Source organism: Streptomyces sp. NPDC090088, from assembly GCF_044747345.1.
Classification (GTDB): Bacteria; Actinomycetota; Actinomycetes; order Streptomycetales; family Streptomycetaceae; genus Streptomyces.
Window position 1 is genome coordinate 392,256 of sequence record NZ_JBIVDZ010000007.1, and the last position, 14,302, is coordinate 406,557.

Annotated in this window: 13 protein-coding genes; 10 read left to right on the forward strand and 3 right to left on the reverse strand. The window is 74.2% G+C overall.

The features are described 5' to 3' along the window. Positions 1–26 precede the first annotated feature (26 nt). From ACIPSJ_RS32765 to ACIPSJ_RS32800, 8 genes are all read left to right on the forward strand, one after another. Complete coding sequence (locus ACIPSJ_RS32765; protein WP_401351309.1) at positions 27–800, forward strand: SDR family NAD(P)-dependent oxidoreductase; 774 nt, start codon at positions 27–29, stop codon at positions 798–800. Positions 801–828: 28 nt separating this feature from the next. Beyond that, positions 829–1,605 carry a FadR/GntR family transcriptional regulator gene (locus ACIPSJ_RS32770; protein ID WP_359218977.1) on the forward strand — a complete coding sequence of 259 codons (777 nt, stop codon included), beginning with the start codon at positions 829–831 and terminating at the stop codon, positions 1,603–1,605. Beyond that, entirely contained in the window at positions 1,602–2,747 is a 1,146-nt protein-coding gene (gene dgoD, locus ACIPSJ_RS32775; protein ID WP_359218974.1) for a galactonate dehydratase, read from the forward strand. Before ACIPSJ_RS32770 ends, dgoD begins: the two co-directional genes overlap by 4 nt. Next, positions 2,747–3,556, forward strand: coding sequence for a hypothetical protein (locus ACIPSJ_RS32780; RefSeq protein WP_401351312.1), 810 nt, complete (start codon positions 2,747–2,749; stop codon positions 3,554–3,556). The genes dgoD and ACIPSJ_RS32780 overlap by 1 nt, the downstream gene beginning before the upstream one ends. Positions 3,557–3,576: 20 nt before the next feature. Further along, positions 3,577–4,206, forward strand: a complete 630-nt coding sequence (locus ACIPSJ_RS32785; protein WP_359218970.1) for a bifunctional 4-hydroxy-2-oxoglutarate aldolase/2-dehydro-3-deoxy-phosphogluconate aldolase — start codon at positions 3,577–3,579, stop codon at positions 4,204–4,206. Continuing rightward, positions 4,203–5,303, forward strand: a complete 1,101-nt coding sequence (locus tag ACIPSJ_RS32790; protein ID WP_359218968.1) for a sugar kinase — start codon at positions 4,203–4,205, stop codon at positions 5,301–5,303. The genes ACIPSJ_RS32785 and ACIPSJ_RS32790 overlap by 4 nt, the downstream gene beginning before the upstream one ends. Positions 5,304–5,374: 71 nt before the next feature. After that, the gene (locus ACIPSJ_RS32795) at positions 5,375–6,031 is read left to right on the forward strand and encodes a ThuA domain-containing protein (RefSeq protein ID WP_401351313.1); all 657 of its coding nucleotides are present in this window, start codon (positions 5,375–5,377) and stop codon (positions 6,029–6,031) included. Continuing rightward, complete coding sequence (locus tag ACIPSJ_RS32800; protein ID WP_401351315.1) at positions 6,016–7,101, forward strand: Gfo/Idh/MocA family protein; 1,086 nt, start codon at positions 6,016–6,018, stop codon at positions 7,099–7,101. Before ACIPSJ_RS32795 ends, ACIPSJ_RS32800 begins: the two co-directional genes overlap by 16 nt. Positions 7,102–7,124: 23 nt before the next feature. On the opposite strand, the gene ACIPSJ_RS32805 is transcribed toward ACIPSJ_RS32800, so the two are convergent. After that, positions 7,125–8,048, reverse strand: a complete 924-nt coding sequence (locus ACIPSJ_RS32805) for an NADP-dependent oxidoreductase (RefSeq protein WP_401351316.1) — start codon at positions 8,046–8,048, stop codon at positions 7,125–7,127. Positions 8,049–8,318: 270 nt separating this feature from the next. On the opposite strand from ACIPSJ_RS32805, the gene ACIPSJ_RS32810 reads away from it, so the two are divergent. Next, the gene (locus tag ACIPSJ_RS32810) at positions 8,319–10,136 is read left to right on the forward strand and encodes an ABC transporter ATP-binding protein (RefSeq protein WP_359218960.1); all 1,818 of its coding nucleotides are present in this window, start codon (positions 8,319–8,321) and stop codon (positions 10,134–10,136) included. Between the two features lie 81 nt (positions 10,137–10,217). Next, positions 10,218–10,883, forward strand: coding sequence for an NUDIX domain-containing protein (locus ACIPSJ_RS32815; protein WP_359218958.1), 666 nt, complete (start codon positions 10,218–10,220; stop codon positions 10,881–10,883). Between the two features lie 90 nt (positions 10,884–10,973). Here the strand turns inward: ACIPSJ_RS32815 and ACIPSJ_RS32820 are convergent, their stop codons facing one another. Beyond that, entirely contained in the window at positions 10,974–12,986 is a 2,013-nt protein-coding gene (locus ACIPSJ_RS32820) for a beta-galactosidase (protein WP_401351317.1), read from the reverse strand. Further along, a complete protein-coding gene (locus tag ACIPSJ_RS32825; protein WP_401351318.1) occupies positions 12,983–14,296 on the reverse strand; it encodes a glycoside hydrolase family 36 protein in 1,314 nt (437 codons plus the stop codon). The genes ACIPSJ_RS32820 and ACIPSJ_RS32825 overlap by 4 nt, the downstream gene beginning before the upstream one ends. Positions 14,297–14,302 lie beyond the last annotated feature (6 nt).

The following is a 14,302-nucleotide window of genomic DNA, read 5'->3' on the forward strand; positions in this document are numbered from 1 at the left end:
CAGCAGCTCACCCTCTAAGGAGCCCGATGGACCAGTCCGTACGACGGTACGGTGCCCGTTTCACCGGCCGGACCGCCGTGGTGACCGGAGCCGCCTCCGGCATCGGAGCCGCCACCGCCGAACGGCTCGCCCGGGAGGGGGCCGCCGTCGTGCTCGCCGACCTCGCGGACGAGCGCGGCCAGGCCGTCGTGGACGGGATCGCCCAGGACGGCGGCCGGGCCCGGTACGTGCACGCGGACGTCGCCGACGAGGCCGACTGGACGCGGATCGTCACCGCCGCCCAGGACTTCGGCCCGGTCGACGTGCTCGTCAGCAACGCCTGCACCGTCGACGTGCGGCCCGCCCACGAGCTGCCCCTGGAATCCTGGCAGCGGCAGCTCGCCGTCAACCTCACCGCCGGCTTCCTCGGCGTCAAGGCGGTCCTGGCCGACCTGCGCGCCCGGCGCGGCGCCGTGGTCCTCACCTCCTCTGTGCACGCGCACGCCGGCCTCCCCGGCCACCCGGCCTACGCCGCCGCCAAGGGCGGCCTGCTGTCTCTGTGCGGACAGCTCGCCGTCGAGTACGGGCCCGAGGTACGCGTCAACGCGGTGCTGCCCGGGCCGATCCTCACCGGCGCCTGGAACCGGGTCCCGCCGGAGGAACGGGACCGCAGCATCGCCCAGACGGCCGCCCGCCGGTTCGGCACGCCCGAGGAGGCGGCCGCCGCGATCGCCTTCCTCTGCGCCGACGAGGCCTCCTACGTCACCGGGGCCAGTCTCGTCGTGGACGGTGGCTGGAGTGTCGTGAAGGCCTCCGCATGACGCCCTGTGAACAGAAAGGCTGTACGACATGACGCCCTACGCCCGCCGCGGTGTGCACGGCCAGACCGTGGAGGCCCTGGCGCGCCGCATCCTCGGCGGCGAGATCCCGGAAGGGGCCACGCTCGACCTGGTGGCGCTGCAGAGCGAACTCGACGTCAGCCTCACCGCCCTGCGCGAGTCCCTGAAGGTGCTCGCCGCCAAGGGCATGGTCGACGCCCGCCAGAAGCGCGGCACCTTCGTGCGGGCCCGCGCCGACTGGAACCTGCTCGACGCCGACGTGCTGCGCTGGCAGTTCGAGGGCGGCCGCACCACCGACGCCGACCGGTCGCTGCTGCACAACCTCGCCGAGGTCCGGGCGATCATCGAACCGGCCGCCGTCCGGCTGGCCGCCGAGCGCCGCACCGAGGCCGACCTGGTGGCCCTGGAGGTCGCCCTGGCGGCGATGGGACGGCAGGAGGCCGACCCGGGCGACGCCGTCGACGCCGACCTCGCCTTCCACCGCGCCCTGCTCGCCGCCACCCACAACGAACTGCTCGAACGCATGGAGATGGTGCTGGAGTCGGGCCTGGCCCACCGGGACCGCATCGTGCACAGCGCCCCGCACAGCGAGGACCCCGTCCCCGCCCACCGCGCCGTCCTGGACGCCGTACGCGACGGCGACCCGGCGGCGGCCGAGACCGCCATGCGCGCCCTGCTCGACCAGGCCGGCCGCGACCTGGCCCGGCTGCACGGGCCCGACGCGACGGCCGGTTCCGACGCGACGGCCGGCTCCGACGACGACACGAAAGGCGGTGGCGGTCAGTGAAGATCGACCGAATAGAGACCTTCCTCGTCCCGCCGCGCTGGCTGTTCTGCCGTGTCGAGACCGACGACGGGGTGGTCGGCTGGGGCGAACCCGTCGTCGAGGGGCGGGCCGAGGTGGTGCGGGCGGCCGTCGACGTCCTCGCCGAGTACCTGGTGGGCCAGGACCCGCTGCGCATCCAGGACCACTGGCAGGTGCTCACCAAGGGCGGCTTCTACCGGGGCGGCCCGGTGCTGTCGAGCGCCGTCGCGGGACTCGACCAGGCCCTGTGGGACATCGCCGGCAAGACCTACGGCGCGCCCGTGCACGCCCTGCTGGGCGGACCGGTGCGGGACCGGGTACGGGTCTACGCCTGGGTCGGCGGCGACGAACCCGCCGAGCTCACCGAGCAGATCGCGGCCCAGGTGGCGGCGGGCTTCACCGCCGTGAAGATGAACGCCGCCGGCGTCACCTCGCCGATCACCACCCCGGCCGAGACCGCGGCCGTCGTCGCCCGGGTGGGCGCCGCCCGGGACGCCCTCGGCCCGGACCGCGACGTCGCCGTCGACTTCCACGGCCGGTTCACCGCCGCGAGCGCCCGCCGCGTGCTGGCCGAACTCGCCCCGCTGCACCCGCTGTTCGTGGAGGAACCCGTCCTGCCCGAACAGGGCCACCTGCTGCCCGGCCTGGTCACCGCGAGCCCGGTCCCGCTGGCCACGGGCGAACGCCTCTACTCACGCGCCGAGTTCCTGCCCGTTCTCGCCGCCGGCATCGCGGTCGCCCAGCCGGACCTGTCCCACGCGGGCGGCATCTCCGAGGTGCACCGCATCGCCTCGCTCGCCGAGACCTACGGCGCCCAGCTCGCCCCGCACTGCCCGCTCGGCCCCATCTCGCTCGCCGCCGCCCTCCAAGTCGCCTTCGCCACTCCGAACTTCCTGATCCAGGAGCAGAGCCGGGGCATCCACTACAACAAGGACGCCGACCTGCTCTCCTACCTCGTCGACCCCGAGCCCTTCCGCTTCGTGGACGGGCACGCGCGGCGCGGCGACACCCCCGGACTCGGCATCACCCTCGACGAGGGCGCCGTCCGCGCGGCCGACCGGACCGGGCACAGCTGGCGCAACCCGGTGTGGCGGCATCCCGACGGCTCCTTCGCGGAGTGGTGATGGAGGCGGTCACCGACCTCGCGCACGGCGGCCGTTGGACCTCCCTGCGGCACGGCGGCCGCGAATGGCTGTGGCGGCGCGAGGACCCGGCACGCGACGGCGTGGCGCCGGGCGGCGCGTTCGTCGACGCGGGCGGACTGGAGGAGTGCGTCCCCACCGTGCGCGGCACCCCGGACCACGGCGACGCCTGGTCCCGCGCCTGGACCCGGGACGGGCGGACCGACCGCGTCTCCTGCGAACGCTTCACCCTCACCCGCGAGTTGAGCACCACCACCGACGGTGTGGAAGCCGCCTACGCGCTGACCGCCGAGCCCGGCTTCCGCTTCCTGTGGGCCGCGCACGCCCTGCTGGACCTCACCGAGGACGCCGTCGTACGGACCCGGGACGGGGCGCCCACCCGGCTGTTCCCGGAGGCGGCGCCCCTGCTGGACCGCCCCTGGCCGGCCGGCGCGCCGTGGCTGGAGGGCGGTTGGCCCGCGCCGCTCGGGCTGCGGCTCGACCGCTTCGGACCGGACGACGGCACGGCGGTCGGGGCCGTGGTGGCCGGCGGCCGGTGCTGTGTCCACGACGGCGCGGACCGGCTCGCCCTGGCCGTCGAGGCCGAGGGGCAGCCGCTGTCCGTCGCCCTCTGGCGCAACCTGGGCGGCTTCCCCGCCGGCCGGCCCTATCGCAGTACGGGCGTCGAGCCCATGCTCGGCCGCGTCTTCGACCTCGCCGACGCGGGCCCGGACGACGCGGCCCGCGTCCCCGCCTCGGGCGAGGTCCGCTGGCGGCTCACCCTGAGCGCCGCCTGTCACTGCCCCCACTGACCGAGGAAGGAGACGTGCTCGTGGATCTGCGAGCCGCCCTCACCGCCCGTCGTCTGATCGCCATCGTGCGCGGCGGCGACCCGGACGCCGCCCTGCGCACCGTGCTGACCCTGGCCGAGGAGGGCATCGAACTGATCGAGGTGTCACTGAGCGGCGCCGACGCGCTCACCGTCCTCACCCGGGCCCGCGAGGAACTGGGCCCCGGCCGTCCGCTGGGCGCCGGCACGGTCCTGACCGCCGCCGACGCGCACGCCGCCCACCGCGCGGGCGCCGCCTTCGCTGTCACCCCCGGCCTCGGCGCCGGCGTCGACACCGCGCTGCACCTCGGCATGCCGGTCCTGGCCGGTGTGCTGACCCCCACCGACGTCATCGCCGCCCGGGCCCGGGGCGCGAGCGCCCTGAAGCTCTTCCCGGCCGCGGAAGCCGGGGGAGCGGCCTATCTGAAGGCGTTGCGGGGCCCGTTCCCCGACGCCGCCTTCGTCCCCGTGGGCGGCGTCGACCTCGCCGCCGCCCGGGCCCACCTGGCCGCCGGGGCGACCGCCGTCGGCGTCGGCTCACCCCTCGTCGGCGACGCGGCGGACGGCGGTGACCTGGGCGCCCTGCGCGACCGGGCCCGCGCGTTCCGGGCCGCCGTGGAGGCACGCCCGTGACGGCGCCCTGGCGTCCGCTCCCGGGCCCGGTCGTCTGCGTCGGCGAGACCATGGCGGCCCTGGCCCCCGACCCGCCCCGGCCGCTGGCGGACGCCGAGCGACTGCGGCTGTCCCTCGCGGGCGCGGAGTCGAACGTGGCGATGTACCTCGCGGACCACGGCGTGCCCGCCGTCTGGCTCTCGGCCCTCGGCGACGATCCGCTGGGCCGCCGGGTCCGCGCCGCGGTCGCCGCCGCCGGGGTCGACGTCACCCATGTGCGCACCGACCCGCGCCGGCCCACCGGCCTCCTCGTCAAGAACCCCGGCCCCACCGGGACGACCGTCCACTACTACCGCACCGGCTCGGCGGCCTCGGCCCTGGACCCCGGCCTGCTCGACGGCGAACCGCTGCGCTCGGCCGCCCTCCTGCACCTCACCGGCATCACCCCCGCCCTGTCCCCGTCCTGCCGCGCCCTGGTGTCCCGCGCCCTCGACGTCCCGGCCGCGCAACGGCCGTACGCCATCAGCTTCGACGTCAACCACCGGGCCGCCCTCTGGCCGGACGGCACCGCACCCGAGGTGCTGCGCGCTCTCGCCGACCGGGCCGACATCGTTTTCACGGGCCTCGACGAGGCACAGGAGCTGTGGGGCGCGGACCTGACCGTCACCGGGCTGCGGGGTCTGCTGCCCGGCCCGCGGATCCTCGTCGTCAAGGACGGCGCCCGGGCCGCGTCGGCCGTCACCGCGGACGGCGTGTGCACGGTGCCCGCGCTGCGCACCGCGGTGGTCGAACCCGTCGGCGCGGGCGACGCGTTCGCGGCGGGCTTCCTCGCCGGTCTGCTGCGCGGCGGGACGACGACCCGCGCCCTCCGGCTCGGCCACATCACGGCCGTCTCCGCGCTCCGGGTCACGGGCGACCACGGCCCGCTGCCCGCGGCGGCGGACATCGACCGGCTGCTCGCCCTCCCGGATGCGGAATGGCGGCGGTACGGCGACGGGGCGGCGGCCGGTGCGGGGCGCCGACGGCGGGCGAGGACTCCCCGGGAGTCCGAGGTCGGTCGAACAAGGCGATGGAACAGAGGAGGGGGCTGTCACCGCGGCCCCGCGCAGGATTCGTAAAGTGCATTGACAAACTCGACCGCTCTTCATAGGTTCGCCGGGCAGTCCGCAGATGGGAGCGTGCGATCACCTTGACCAACGACATCAGGCGGGCGCTCGTCGTCCGCGGCGGCTGGGACGGGCATCAACCCGTCGCGATCAGCGACGGGTTCGTCCCCTTCCTCAGGGAGAAGGGATTCGCCGTCGAGACCTCCGAGGACCTCGCGGTGTACGAGGACGCGGAGCGCCTGGCCGCCACCGACCTGGTCGTGCAGTGCTGGACCATGGGGACGATCACCCGGGAGCAGAGCGACAACCTCGCCGCCGCGGTGCGCGCGGGCACCGGCCTGGCCGGCTGGCACGGCGGCATCGTGGACAGCTTCCACGACCACGGCTACCACCTGCTGACCGGCGGCACGTTCGTCATGCACCCGCCGGGCTTCCACGACCACACCGTGCACCTGCTGCCCGAACACGCCGGCCACCCGGTCATCGCCGGGCTCCATGACTTCACCGTGCACACCGAGCAGTACTGGCTGCTCACCGACCCGCACATCGACGTCCTCGCCACCACCACCTTCCCGGCCGACGCCCTGCGCGACCGGCCCACGGTGATGCCCGCCGTGTGGACCAGGACCTGGGGCGCGGGCCGGGTCTTCGTCTCCACCGTCGGGCACAAGCCCGACGACTTCGACGTGCCCGAGGTGCGCACGCTGACCGAGAGGGGACTGCTGTGGGCGAGTCGCTGAAGCCCCTGAACATCGGCCTCGTGGGCGCCGGGAGGATCAGCGGCGCCTATCTCTCGACCCTGGACCGGACGGCTTCCCTGCGGCTCACCGCCGTCACCGACCTCGACCGGGTCCGGGCCGAGTCGGTCGCGCAACAGGCCTCCGGCGAGCCGGCCGTGGCGGCGGACGTCGCCGCCCTCGTGGCCCGGGACGACGTGGACGCCGTACTCAACCTCACGATTCCGGCCGCGCACGCGGAGGTCGCCCTCGCGGCGCTCGGCGCCGGCAAGCACGTGTACGGCGAGAAGCCCCTCGCGGCGAACCGGAAGGAGGCCGGCGCCGTGCTGGCGGCGGCCCGGGAGACCGGGCTGCGCGTCGGCTGCGCACCCGACACCGTCCTCGGCACCGGCACACAGACCGCCCGCAAGGCGGTCGACGACGGACTGATCGGCCGGCCGGTCGCGGCCACCGCCTTCATGACCACCGCCGGACACGAGAGGTGGCACCCGGACCCGGAGTTCTACTACCGGCCCGGCGGCGGCCCCCTGCTCGACATGGGCCCCTACTACCTCTCCGCCCTGGTCCACCTGCTCGGCCCGGTGGTCGGGGTGACCGGCGCCGCCTCCCGGCCGCGGGCCGAGCGGACCGTCGGCAGCGGCCCGCGCGCGGGCACCGCCTTCCCGGTGGAGGTGGACACCCACGTCACCGGCGTCCTGGAGCACGCCGACGGCGCGCTCTCCACCCTGGTCATGAGCTTCGACGTACGGGCCGCCCGGCTGCCGCACATCGAAGTGCACGGCACCGAGGCCTCGTTGTCCGTGCCCGACCCGAACGGCTTCGACGGCCCCGTCGAACTGCACCGCGGCGACGGCTGGCAGACCCTGCCGGTCACCGCCGGCCACCGGGAGGCCGGCCGGGGCGTCGGCCTCGCCGATCTCGCCGAGGCCCTGGCGGACGGCCGCCCGCACCGCGCGTCGGCCGAACTCGCCGCCCACGTCCTGGACGTCATGCTCACCCTCCTGGACGCGGCCGACCAGGGCCGCGCACTCCCGGTGACCAGCACCTGCGAGCGCCCCGCCCCGCTCGGCTGACCCGCACCCCCGGACGGCCGGGCTCAGTCCTCCTCCGTCACCCTGATGATCGTCTTGCCGGGGGTGCGCTTCCCGGGGCGGAACGCGGCGGGGGCCTCGGCGAGCGGTCGTACCGCGCCGACGATCGGCTTCAGACGTCCGTCGCGCACCCGCGCGGCGAGGTCGGTGAGGCGGGCGCGGTCGGGTTCTACGACGAAGAACACCGCCCGCCCGTCCGCCGGGTGGACGGTGACCGGATGGGCGATGGTGACCAGCGTGCCGCCCGGGCGGACCAGCGCCGTGGAGCGGTCGAGGATCTCGCCGCCGATCACGTCGAACACCACGTCGACGGCGCCGATGTCCTCCAGCGGCCCGGACTGGAGGTCGACGAACGTGTGCGCCCCCAGTTCCAGCGCGGTCTCGCGGTCGGCGGCCCGGCCGGTGCCGATCACCCGCGCGCCCGCCGCCCGGGCCAGCTGGACGGCGAGGGAGCCGACGCCGCCCGCGGCGCCGTGGACCAGCACGGTCTGGCCGGTGGTGAGGCGGGCGTGGTCGAAGAGGCCCTGCCAGGCGGTGAGCCCGGAGACCGGCAGGGCGGCGGCCGTGACATGGTCGACGTCGGCCGGGAGCGGCGCGAGATTGCGGGCCTCGACGGCGGTGTACTCGGCCAGCGAGCCGTCGCGGGTCCAGTCGGCGAGCCCGAACACCCGCTGGCCGACGGTCAGCCCGGTGGTGCCGTAGCCCAGCTCGGCGACCACGCCGGACAGCTCGTGCCCGGGCACGCTCGGGGTGCGGTCCCGGCCGGCCCGGTCGGTCCAGGTGGCCGGCCAGGTCAGCTCGCCGGGGGTGAACGCGGAGGCGTGCACGCGCACGACGACGTCGTTCTCCGCGGCGTGCGGATACGGCAGCTCCGTAAGGGCGAGACCGGCGACTCCGGCCTCGCGGTCCTTGACGGTGATGGCTTGCATGGGGGGATCCTCCGAAGTGGGGGAGTGGCGGGGGACCCGAGCGGCCCGTCCCCCGCGCGGGGCACCGTGACCCATCTCAGCGCCCTCCGCCGGGCTCCGCCACCCCAGCCGTCGACCGTGTGTTCGCTCCGTAGTCGTCGGCGGAAAAATGCGTGGACCGCCCGACCTCTGTCGCGGGACACTTCCCTTTCCTGACCAGCCGATTCCAGGCCGCCGCGGACCATGTGGCGGCCGACTCGGCATGCCGTGCGACGACTACACAGGGTTGACATGACATCCTCTGTCGATTTACCGGCGACGGGACCGCGCAAGGGCGCGGTGCTGCTCGCGCTTCGTTACTACGGACGGGAGTTGGCCCGGCTCAAGTGGCTCACGCTGCCCGCGATGCTGCTGCCGGCGCTCGGCAACATCGGAATCAACTACCTGGCCCCGCTGCTCGTGGCCAAGCTGGTCGGCCGGATCGCCGACGGCCACGGCCTGGGCCTCGGCACCACACTGCCGTACGTCCTCGGCTTCGCCGGTGTCCTGCTGCTGGCGGAGACGCTCTGGCGGGTCGGTCTGCACTGCCTGAACCGCCTGGACGCCCTCGGCATCGAGCAGCTGTACGTCATCGGCATGGACGAACTGTTCGCCAAGGACGCCGCGTTCTTCCACGACAACTTCGCGGGATCGCTCACCAAGCGGGTGCTCAGCTTCGCCACCCGGTTCGAGGAGTTCGGCGACACCCTGACCTTCAACATCGTGGGCAGCTTCGTGCCGCTGGCCTTCGGCTCCGTGGTGCTCTGGCGCTACGAACCGCTGCTCGTCGTCGCGCTCCTCACGATGATCGCGGTCACGGCGGTGTGCGTGTTCCCGCTGATCCGCCGCCGCCAGCGGCTGGTCGACCAGCGTGAGGAGGCGATCGCCCGGGTGTCGGGGCATGTCGCCGACAGCCTGATGAACATGGACACCGTCCGGGCGTTCGCCGCCGAGGAACGGGAGGCCGCCGAACACCGATCCCGGGTCGCCGAGTCCCGGCGGCGCACCCTGCGCTCCTGGGACTACGGCAACCTGCGCATCGACACCTTCGTCGCCCCGATGTCCGTGGCGACCAACGCGGTGGGACTGCTGCTCGCGGTGATACTGGCGGGCGGCGGGCACAGCGTGGAGGCGGTCGTGGTCGCCTTCACCTACTACTCCAACGCGACCCGGATCATGTTCGAGTTCAACCAGATCTACCGGCGCATCGAGAGCTCCATGACGGAGGCGGCCCAGTTCACCGAACTGCTCCTGGAGCCGCCGGCCGTGGTCGACCCGGAGGTTCCGGAACCGCTCGCACCGCGTACCGCGGGCGTCCGCTTCGAGAAGGTCTCCTTCACCCATGCGGGTGCCAAACCCCTGTTCGAGGGGCTGGAGCTGGATGTGCCCAGCGGGTCGAAGTTCGGGTTCGTCGGCCGGTCGGGCGGCGGCAAGACCACGCTCACCCGGCTGCTGCTGCGGATGACCGACATCGACGGCGGCCGGATCACCATCGGCGGCCAGGACATCAGCCGGCTGCGCCAGGCCGACCTGCGCGGCCAGATCGCCTACGTCCCGCAGGACCCGGCGATGTTCCACCGCACCCTGCGGGACAACATCGCCTTCGCCCGGCCCGGCGCCACCGACGCCGAGATCCGGCTCGCCGCCGAGGCCGCGCACGTCACGGAGTTCGCCGACGCCCTGCCGGACGGCTTCGAGACGATGGTGGGGGAGCGCGGGGTGAAGCTCTCCGGCGGCCAGCGGCAGCGGGTCGCGCTCGCCCGCGCGATCCTCCGGGACGCCCCGATCCTGCTCCTGGACGAGGCGACCAGCGCCCTCGACTCGGAGAGCGAGCTGCTCGTCCAGGAGGCGCTGTGGCGGCTCATGGAGGGCCGCACGGCACTGGTGGTGGCGCACCGCCTGAGCACGGTCGCCTCGATGGACCGGCTGGTGGTCCTGGACCGCGGCCGGATCGTCGAGCAGGGCACGCACCACGAACTGCTCGACGCCCAGGGCGCCTACGCCAAGCTGTGGCAGCACCAGTCGGGCGGCTTCCTCGACGAGGGCCCCGCGCGGGAGGCGGTGCACTAGGTCATATCGGTCCGGCCGGCCGGGTGGTAGACAGGTGATCATGAGCCACCTGAACGTCTCCGCCCGCCCGGCCGGTACCCGATGACCGCCGGGGCCGACACCCCCGACCGCCGGGGCCGCACCGGACTCGACCGCACCGGCCTGGACCTGACCGGCAACCCGCGCGTGAAGGTCCGGGAGGTGAAACTGCTCTCCAGCCACTGGTACGTCGAACGGGCCACCACCTTCGACCTCCAGCACGCCGACGGCACCTGGCACACCGAGCAGCGCGAGACCCACGACCGCGGCAACGGCGCCACGCTCCTCCTCTACGACGCCGACCGCGAAACCGTCCTGCTCACCCGCCAGTTCCGCTTCCCCGCGTACGTCAACGGCCACCCCGACGGCATGCTGGTCGAGACCCCGGCGGGCCTCCTCGACGAGGAGGACGAGCACCCGGAGCACGCGGTCCGCCGCGAGGTCGTCGAGGAGACCGGCCACACGGTCGGCGACGTCCAGCACGTCTTCGACGTCTACATGAGCCCCGGCTCGGTCACCGAGCGGATCTCCTTCTACGCGGCCGCCTACGGCCCCTCCACCCGCACCCACGAGGGCGGCGGCCTCGACGAGGAGGGCGAGGACATCCAGACCCTCGAACTCCCCTTCCGCCAAGCCCTCCAGATGATCCGCACCGGCGAGATCGCCGACGCCAAAACCATCATGCTCCTCCAATGGGCAGCCCTGGAGGGCCCGTTCGCTTCAGACTGAGGCCCACCCCCGCGCCCCGTAGGGGCGCGGGGAACTGCGCGACCAGCCACGACGGCGCCGCAGCCGCCGGACGACCGACCCGGCTCGGTGCTAGGCGGACACCCGACGCTCTCGTACGACGGCGATGTCGCCCGGCGCCACGACCACCGCCCCCTCCACCGCCTTCCCGGACAGCAACTCCACCGCCCCGTCCGACACCGGAACCTCGGCCCCTTCCCCGGTGTGGTCGATCACGAACACGTAGTCCGCGTCCGCACCCCGCCGCACGACTACCTCGACCCCCGCCGGAGCGACCCGCCCGGCCGCCACCCCTGCCTCCGCACGGATCCGGTCCAGCAGCCCCGCCAGCGTGTCCGCGTCCGGCAGCGTCGCCACGTACCAGGCGCTGCCCGCGCCGACACCGCGCCGGGTCACCGCCGGCACCCCGGCCAGCGGACCGTCGGCGTACGACGCGACCGCGGCCGCCCCCGCCAGCCGCACCCGCTCCGTCCACAGCGACCCCGTCCCGCCCCCGTCGAGCGCCACGCGCTCCTCCGGCAGCAGCGGGAACAGTTCGTCGGTGGACACGCCGAGCAGCTCCCGGAAGGCCCCGGGGTAACCACCCAGCCGCACATGGCAGTTCTCGTCCACCGCACCGCTGTGGAAGCCGATCGCGAGGCTCCCCCCGGCCTCCGCGAACGACGCCAGGTTCGCCGCGCCGGTGTCGTCGACCAGGTACAGGCTCGGCGCGAGCACCGCCTTGTACGCCGACAGGTCCGCGTCCGGCCGTACGAAGTCCACCGCCACGCCGGCCCGCCACAGCGGCTCGTACCAGGCGCGGACGACGTCCAGGTAGCGCAGCTCCCCGCTCGGCTGGGACGGCAGCTCGACGGCCCACCGGGCGTCCCAGTCCCAGACGACGGCGACCTCGGCCGTCCCCGTGCTGCCGCGCACCTCGGCCAGCGCCCGCAGGTCCGCGCCCAGCCGGACCACGTCCCGCCAGATCTGGCTGTCGGTCCCGGCGTGCGGCAGCATCGCCGAGTGCCACTGCTCGGCACCCGCCTTCGCCGCCCGCCACTGGAAGTAGGCGATACCGTCCGCGCCGTGCGCCACGTGCGCGAGCGCGTTGCGGCGCAACTCGCCCGCCGTCTTGGCCCGGTTGACGGGCTGCCAGTTGACCGCGCCGGTCGAGTGCTCCATCAGCAGCCAGGGCCCGCCCGCCAGCGACCGCATCAGATCGCCGCTCAGCGCGATGTCGATCTGCGACTCGGGGTCGGCGGACATCAGGTAGTGGTCGTTGGCGACCACGTCCAACTCCGGTGCCCAGCGCCAGTAGTCGAGGGCGTCGAAGTTGTACATCACCATGAAGTTGGTGGTCGCGGGAATGGCGGGGGCCGCCTCCCGCAGGACGTCCCGCTCCGCCTTGTACAGCGACAGCAGCTCGTCCGAGCAGAACCGCCGCCAGTCCAGCTGGTGCGTCGGGTTGGGCACGGCACCGGTCGCGCGGGGCGGCAGGATCTCGTCCCAGTCGTAGTACCACTGGCTCCAGAAGGTGGTGCCCCAGGCGTGGTTGAGGGCGGCCAGGTCGTCGCCGTACCGGGCCCGCAGCCAGCGGCGGAAGGACTCCGCGCTGGTGTCGCAGTAGCAGGCCGCGTTGTGGCAGCCGTACTCGTTGTGGACGTGCCACATCGTGACGGCCGGGTGGCTCGCGTACCGTTCGGCGATCGCGCCCGCGATGCGCAGCGCGGCCTCGCGGTAGGCGGGGCTGCTCGGGCAGAACGTCTGGCGGCTGCCGTAGGACAGGGTGCGGCCGTCGTGGTCCACCGGGAGCGCCTCAGGGTGGGCGCGGAAGAACCAGGCCGGCGGGGCGGCCGTGGGGGTGGCGAGGTCGGCGGCGATGCCGTTCTCGTGGAGCAGGCCGAGGATCCGGTCCATGCGGGAGAAGTCGTAGACGCCCTCGGACGGCTCCATGAGCGCCCACGAGAAGATGCCGACGCTGACCATGTTCACGCCCGCCTCGCGCATCAGGCGGACGTCCTCCTCCCACACCTCCTCGGGCCACTGCTCGGGGTTGTAGTCGCCGCCGTAGGCGATACCGGGAACGGAAAGGGTGCGGTCGCTCATCGGTCAGCTCCGGTCAGAAGGCGGCGGGTCGTCTCCACGCCCCACGGGTCGAGGGAGAGCAGGCGGTCGCTGGAGGCGACCAGGCCGCCGACGGCCTCCACGTGGGCGGCCCAGCGGGCGCGGGTCTCCACGGCGGGGCGGGCCATCAGGCAGTCGGGGTCGTTGACCCAGAGGCGGCCGTGCTGCCACTGGCGGCCGACGCCGGTGAACTCGGCCGGGTCCTGGCCGGGTTGGCTGTAGTCGTCGGCCTCGGGGCGGCGGTGCGGGGCCGTGTCGGGGCTGACCCGCATCGCGTCGAACAGGCCGAGCGAGGGCAGGATCGGCGCGCCGCAGCCGAGCAGGTAGGCGTCCGCGCCGATCGCCTCGCGGATCAGGGCGATGCCGAGCCGGTAGGCGGTCAGCGCGTCCGCGCCGGAGTGCCGTACGCCGTCCAGGGCGCCCGCGTAGAGGAAGTCGACCTTGAAGTAGTCGTAGCCTTCGGCGCGCAGCGTCGCGAAGACGTCGGTGAGGTAGGCCGCGGCGGCCGGGTGGGTGGTGTCCAGGACGTACAGGTCGTGGCCCCAGTTGCGGCCCGCGTGCAGCGGGTTGCCGTCGGGGTCGCGGACCAGCCAGTCCGGGTACGTCTCGGCCAGCGCGCTCGCCGGGTCGACCAGGAAGGGCGCCGTCCAGATGCCCGCCCGGCGGCCGCGTCCGCGGATCGCGTCCGCGATGCCCCGCCGGGAGCGGAACCGGCCGGAGAGGTTCAGCCAGTCGCCGAGCGCGCTCTGGTAGCCGTCGTCGATCTGCACCACGTCGATCGGCAGGTCGAGGGTGTCCATCGCCCGCAGGTTCTCGTGGATGTCGTCCTCGGTGACGGCCGTGAAGTACTCGTACCAGGAGCACCACACGGTGGGCGCCGGGCGCGGCGCCGGCAGGGCCAGGGCGTCGGCCCAGCCGGCCAGCACGGACTGGATGCCCGTACCGCTCCACTCCTTGACCGCGCCGTCGGCCGTCACCTCCGCGACCCCGTCCGCCACGGTCAGCCGGATCGACGGCACCTCGTGCGAGGGTTCCGTCGCCGCCCAGAGCCGGACGGGGGAGCCGTCCCCCGGGTCGAGCGCCAGCAGCCCCTCGCCCTGGAAGGCGCCGGCGGGCACGCTGCGGCCGGGGCGGTAGCACACGGTCGCCCAGTTGGCGTTCGCCGGGCGGTACGGGGCGGCGCCGAGGGCGTAGCCGCCGCTCGGCGACCAGGACTGCCAGCCCTCCTCGTGGACACGGGCGGTGCGCGTGTCCACGGGTACGGAGGCGACCGGGGTGAACGGGTTGTGCACGGTGTT

What these genes read in the sequence shown, in the direction of transcription:
- ACIPSJ_RS32780 (WP_401351312.1), top strand. Translation starts at nt 2,747, where the DNA reads ATGGAGGCGGTCACCGACCTCGCGCACGGCGGCCGTTGGACCTCCCTG.
- ACIPSJ_RS32765 (WP_401351309.1), top strand. Translation starts at nt 27, where the DNA reads ATGGACCAGTCCGTACGACGGTACGGTGCCCGTTTCACCGGCCGGACC.
- ACIPSJ_RS32805 (WP_401351316.1), bottom strand. Translation starts at nt 8,048, where the DNA reads ATGCAAGCCATCACCGTCAAGGACCGCGAGGCCGGAGTCGCCGGTCTC.
- ACIPSJ_RS32815 (WP_359218958.1), top strand. Translation starts at nt 10,218, where the DNA reads ATGACCGCCGGGGCCGACACCCCCGACCGCCGGGGCCGCACCGGACTC.
- ACIPSJ_RS32820 (WP_401351317.1), bottom strand. Translation starts at nt 12,986, where the DNA reads ATGAGCGACCGCACCCTTTCCGTTCCCGGTATCGCCTACGGCGGCGAC.
- ACIPSJ_RS32770 (WP_359218977.1), top strand. Translation starts at nt 829, where the DNA reads ATGACGCCCTACGCCCGCCGCGGTGTGCACGGCCAGACCGTGGAGGCC.
- ACIPSJ_RS32810 (WP_359218960.1), top strand. Translation starts at nt 8,319, where the DNA reads ATGACATCCTCTGTCGATTTACCGGCGACGGGACCGCGCAAGGGCGCG.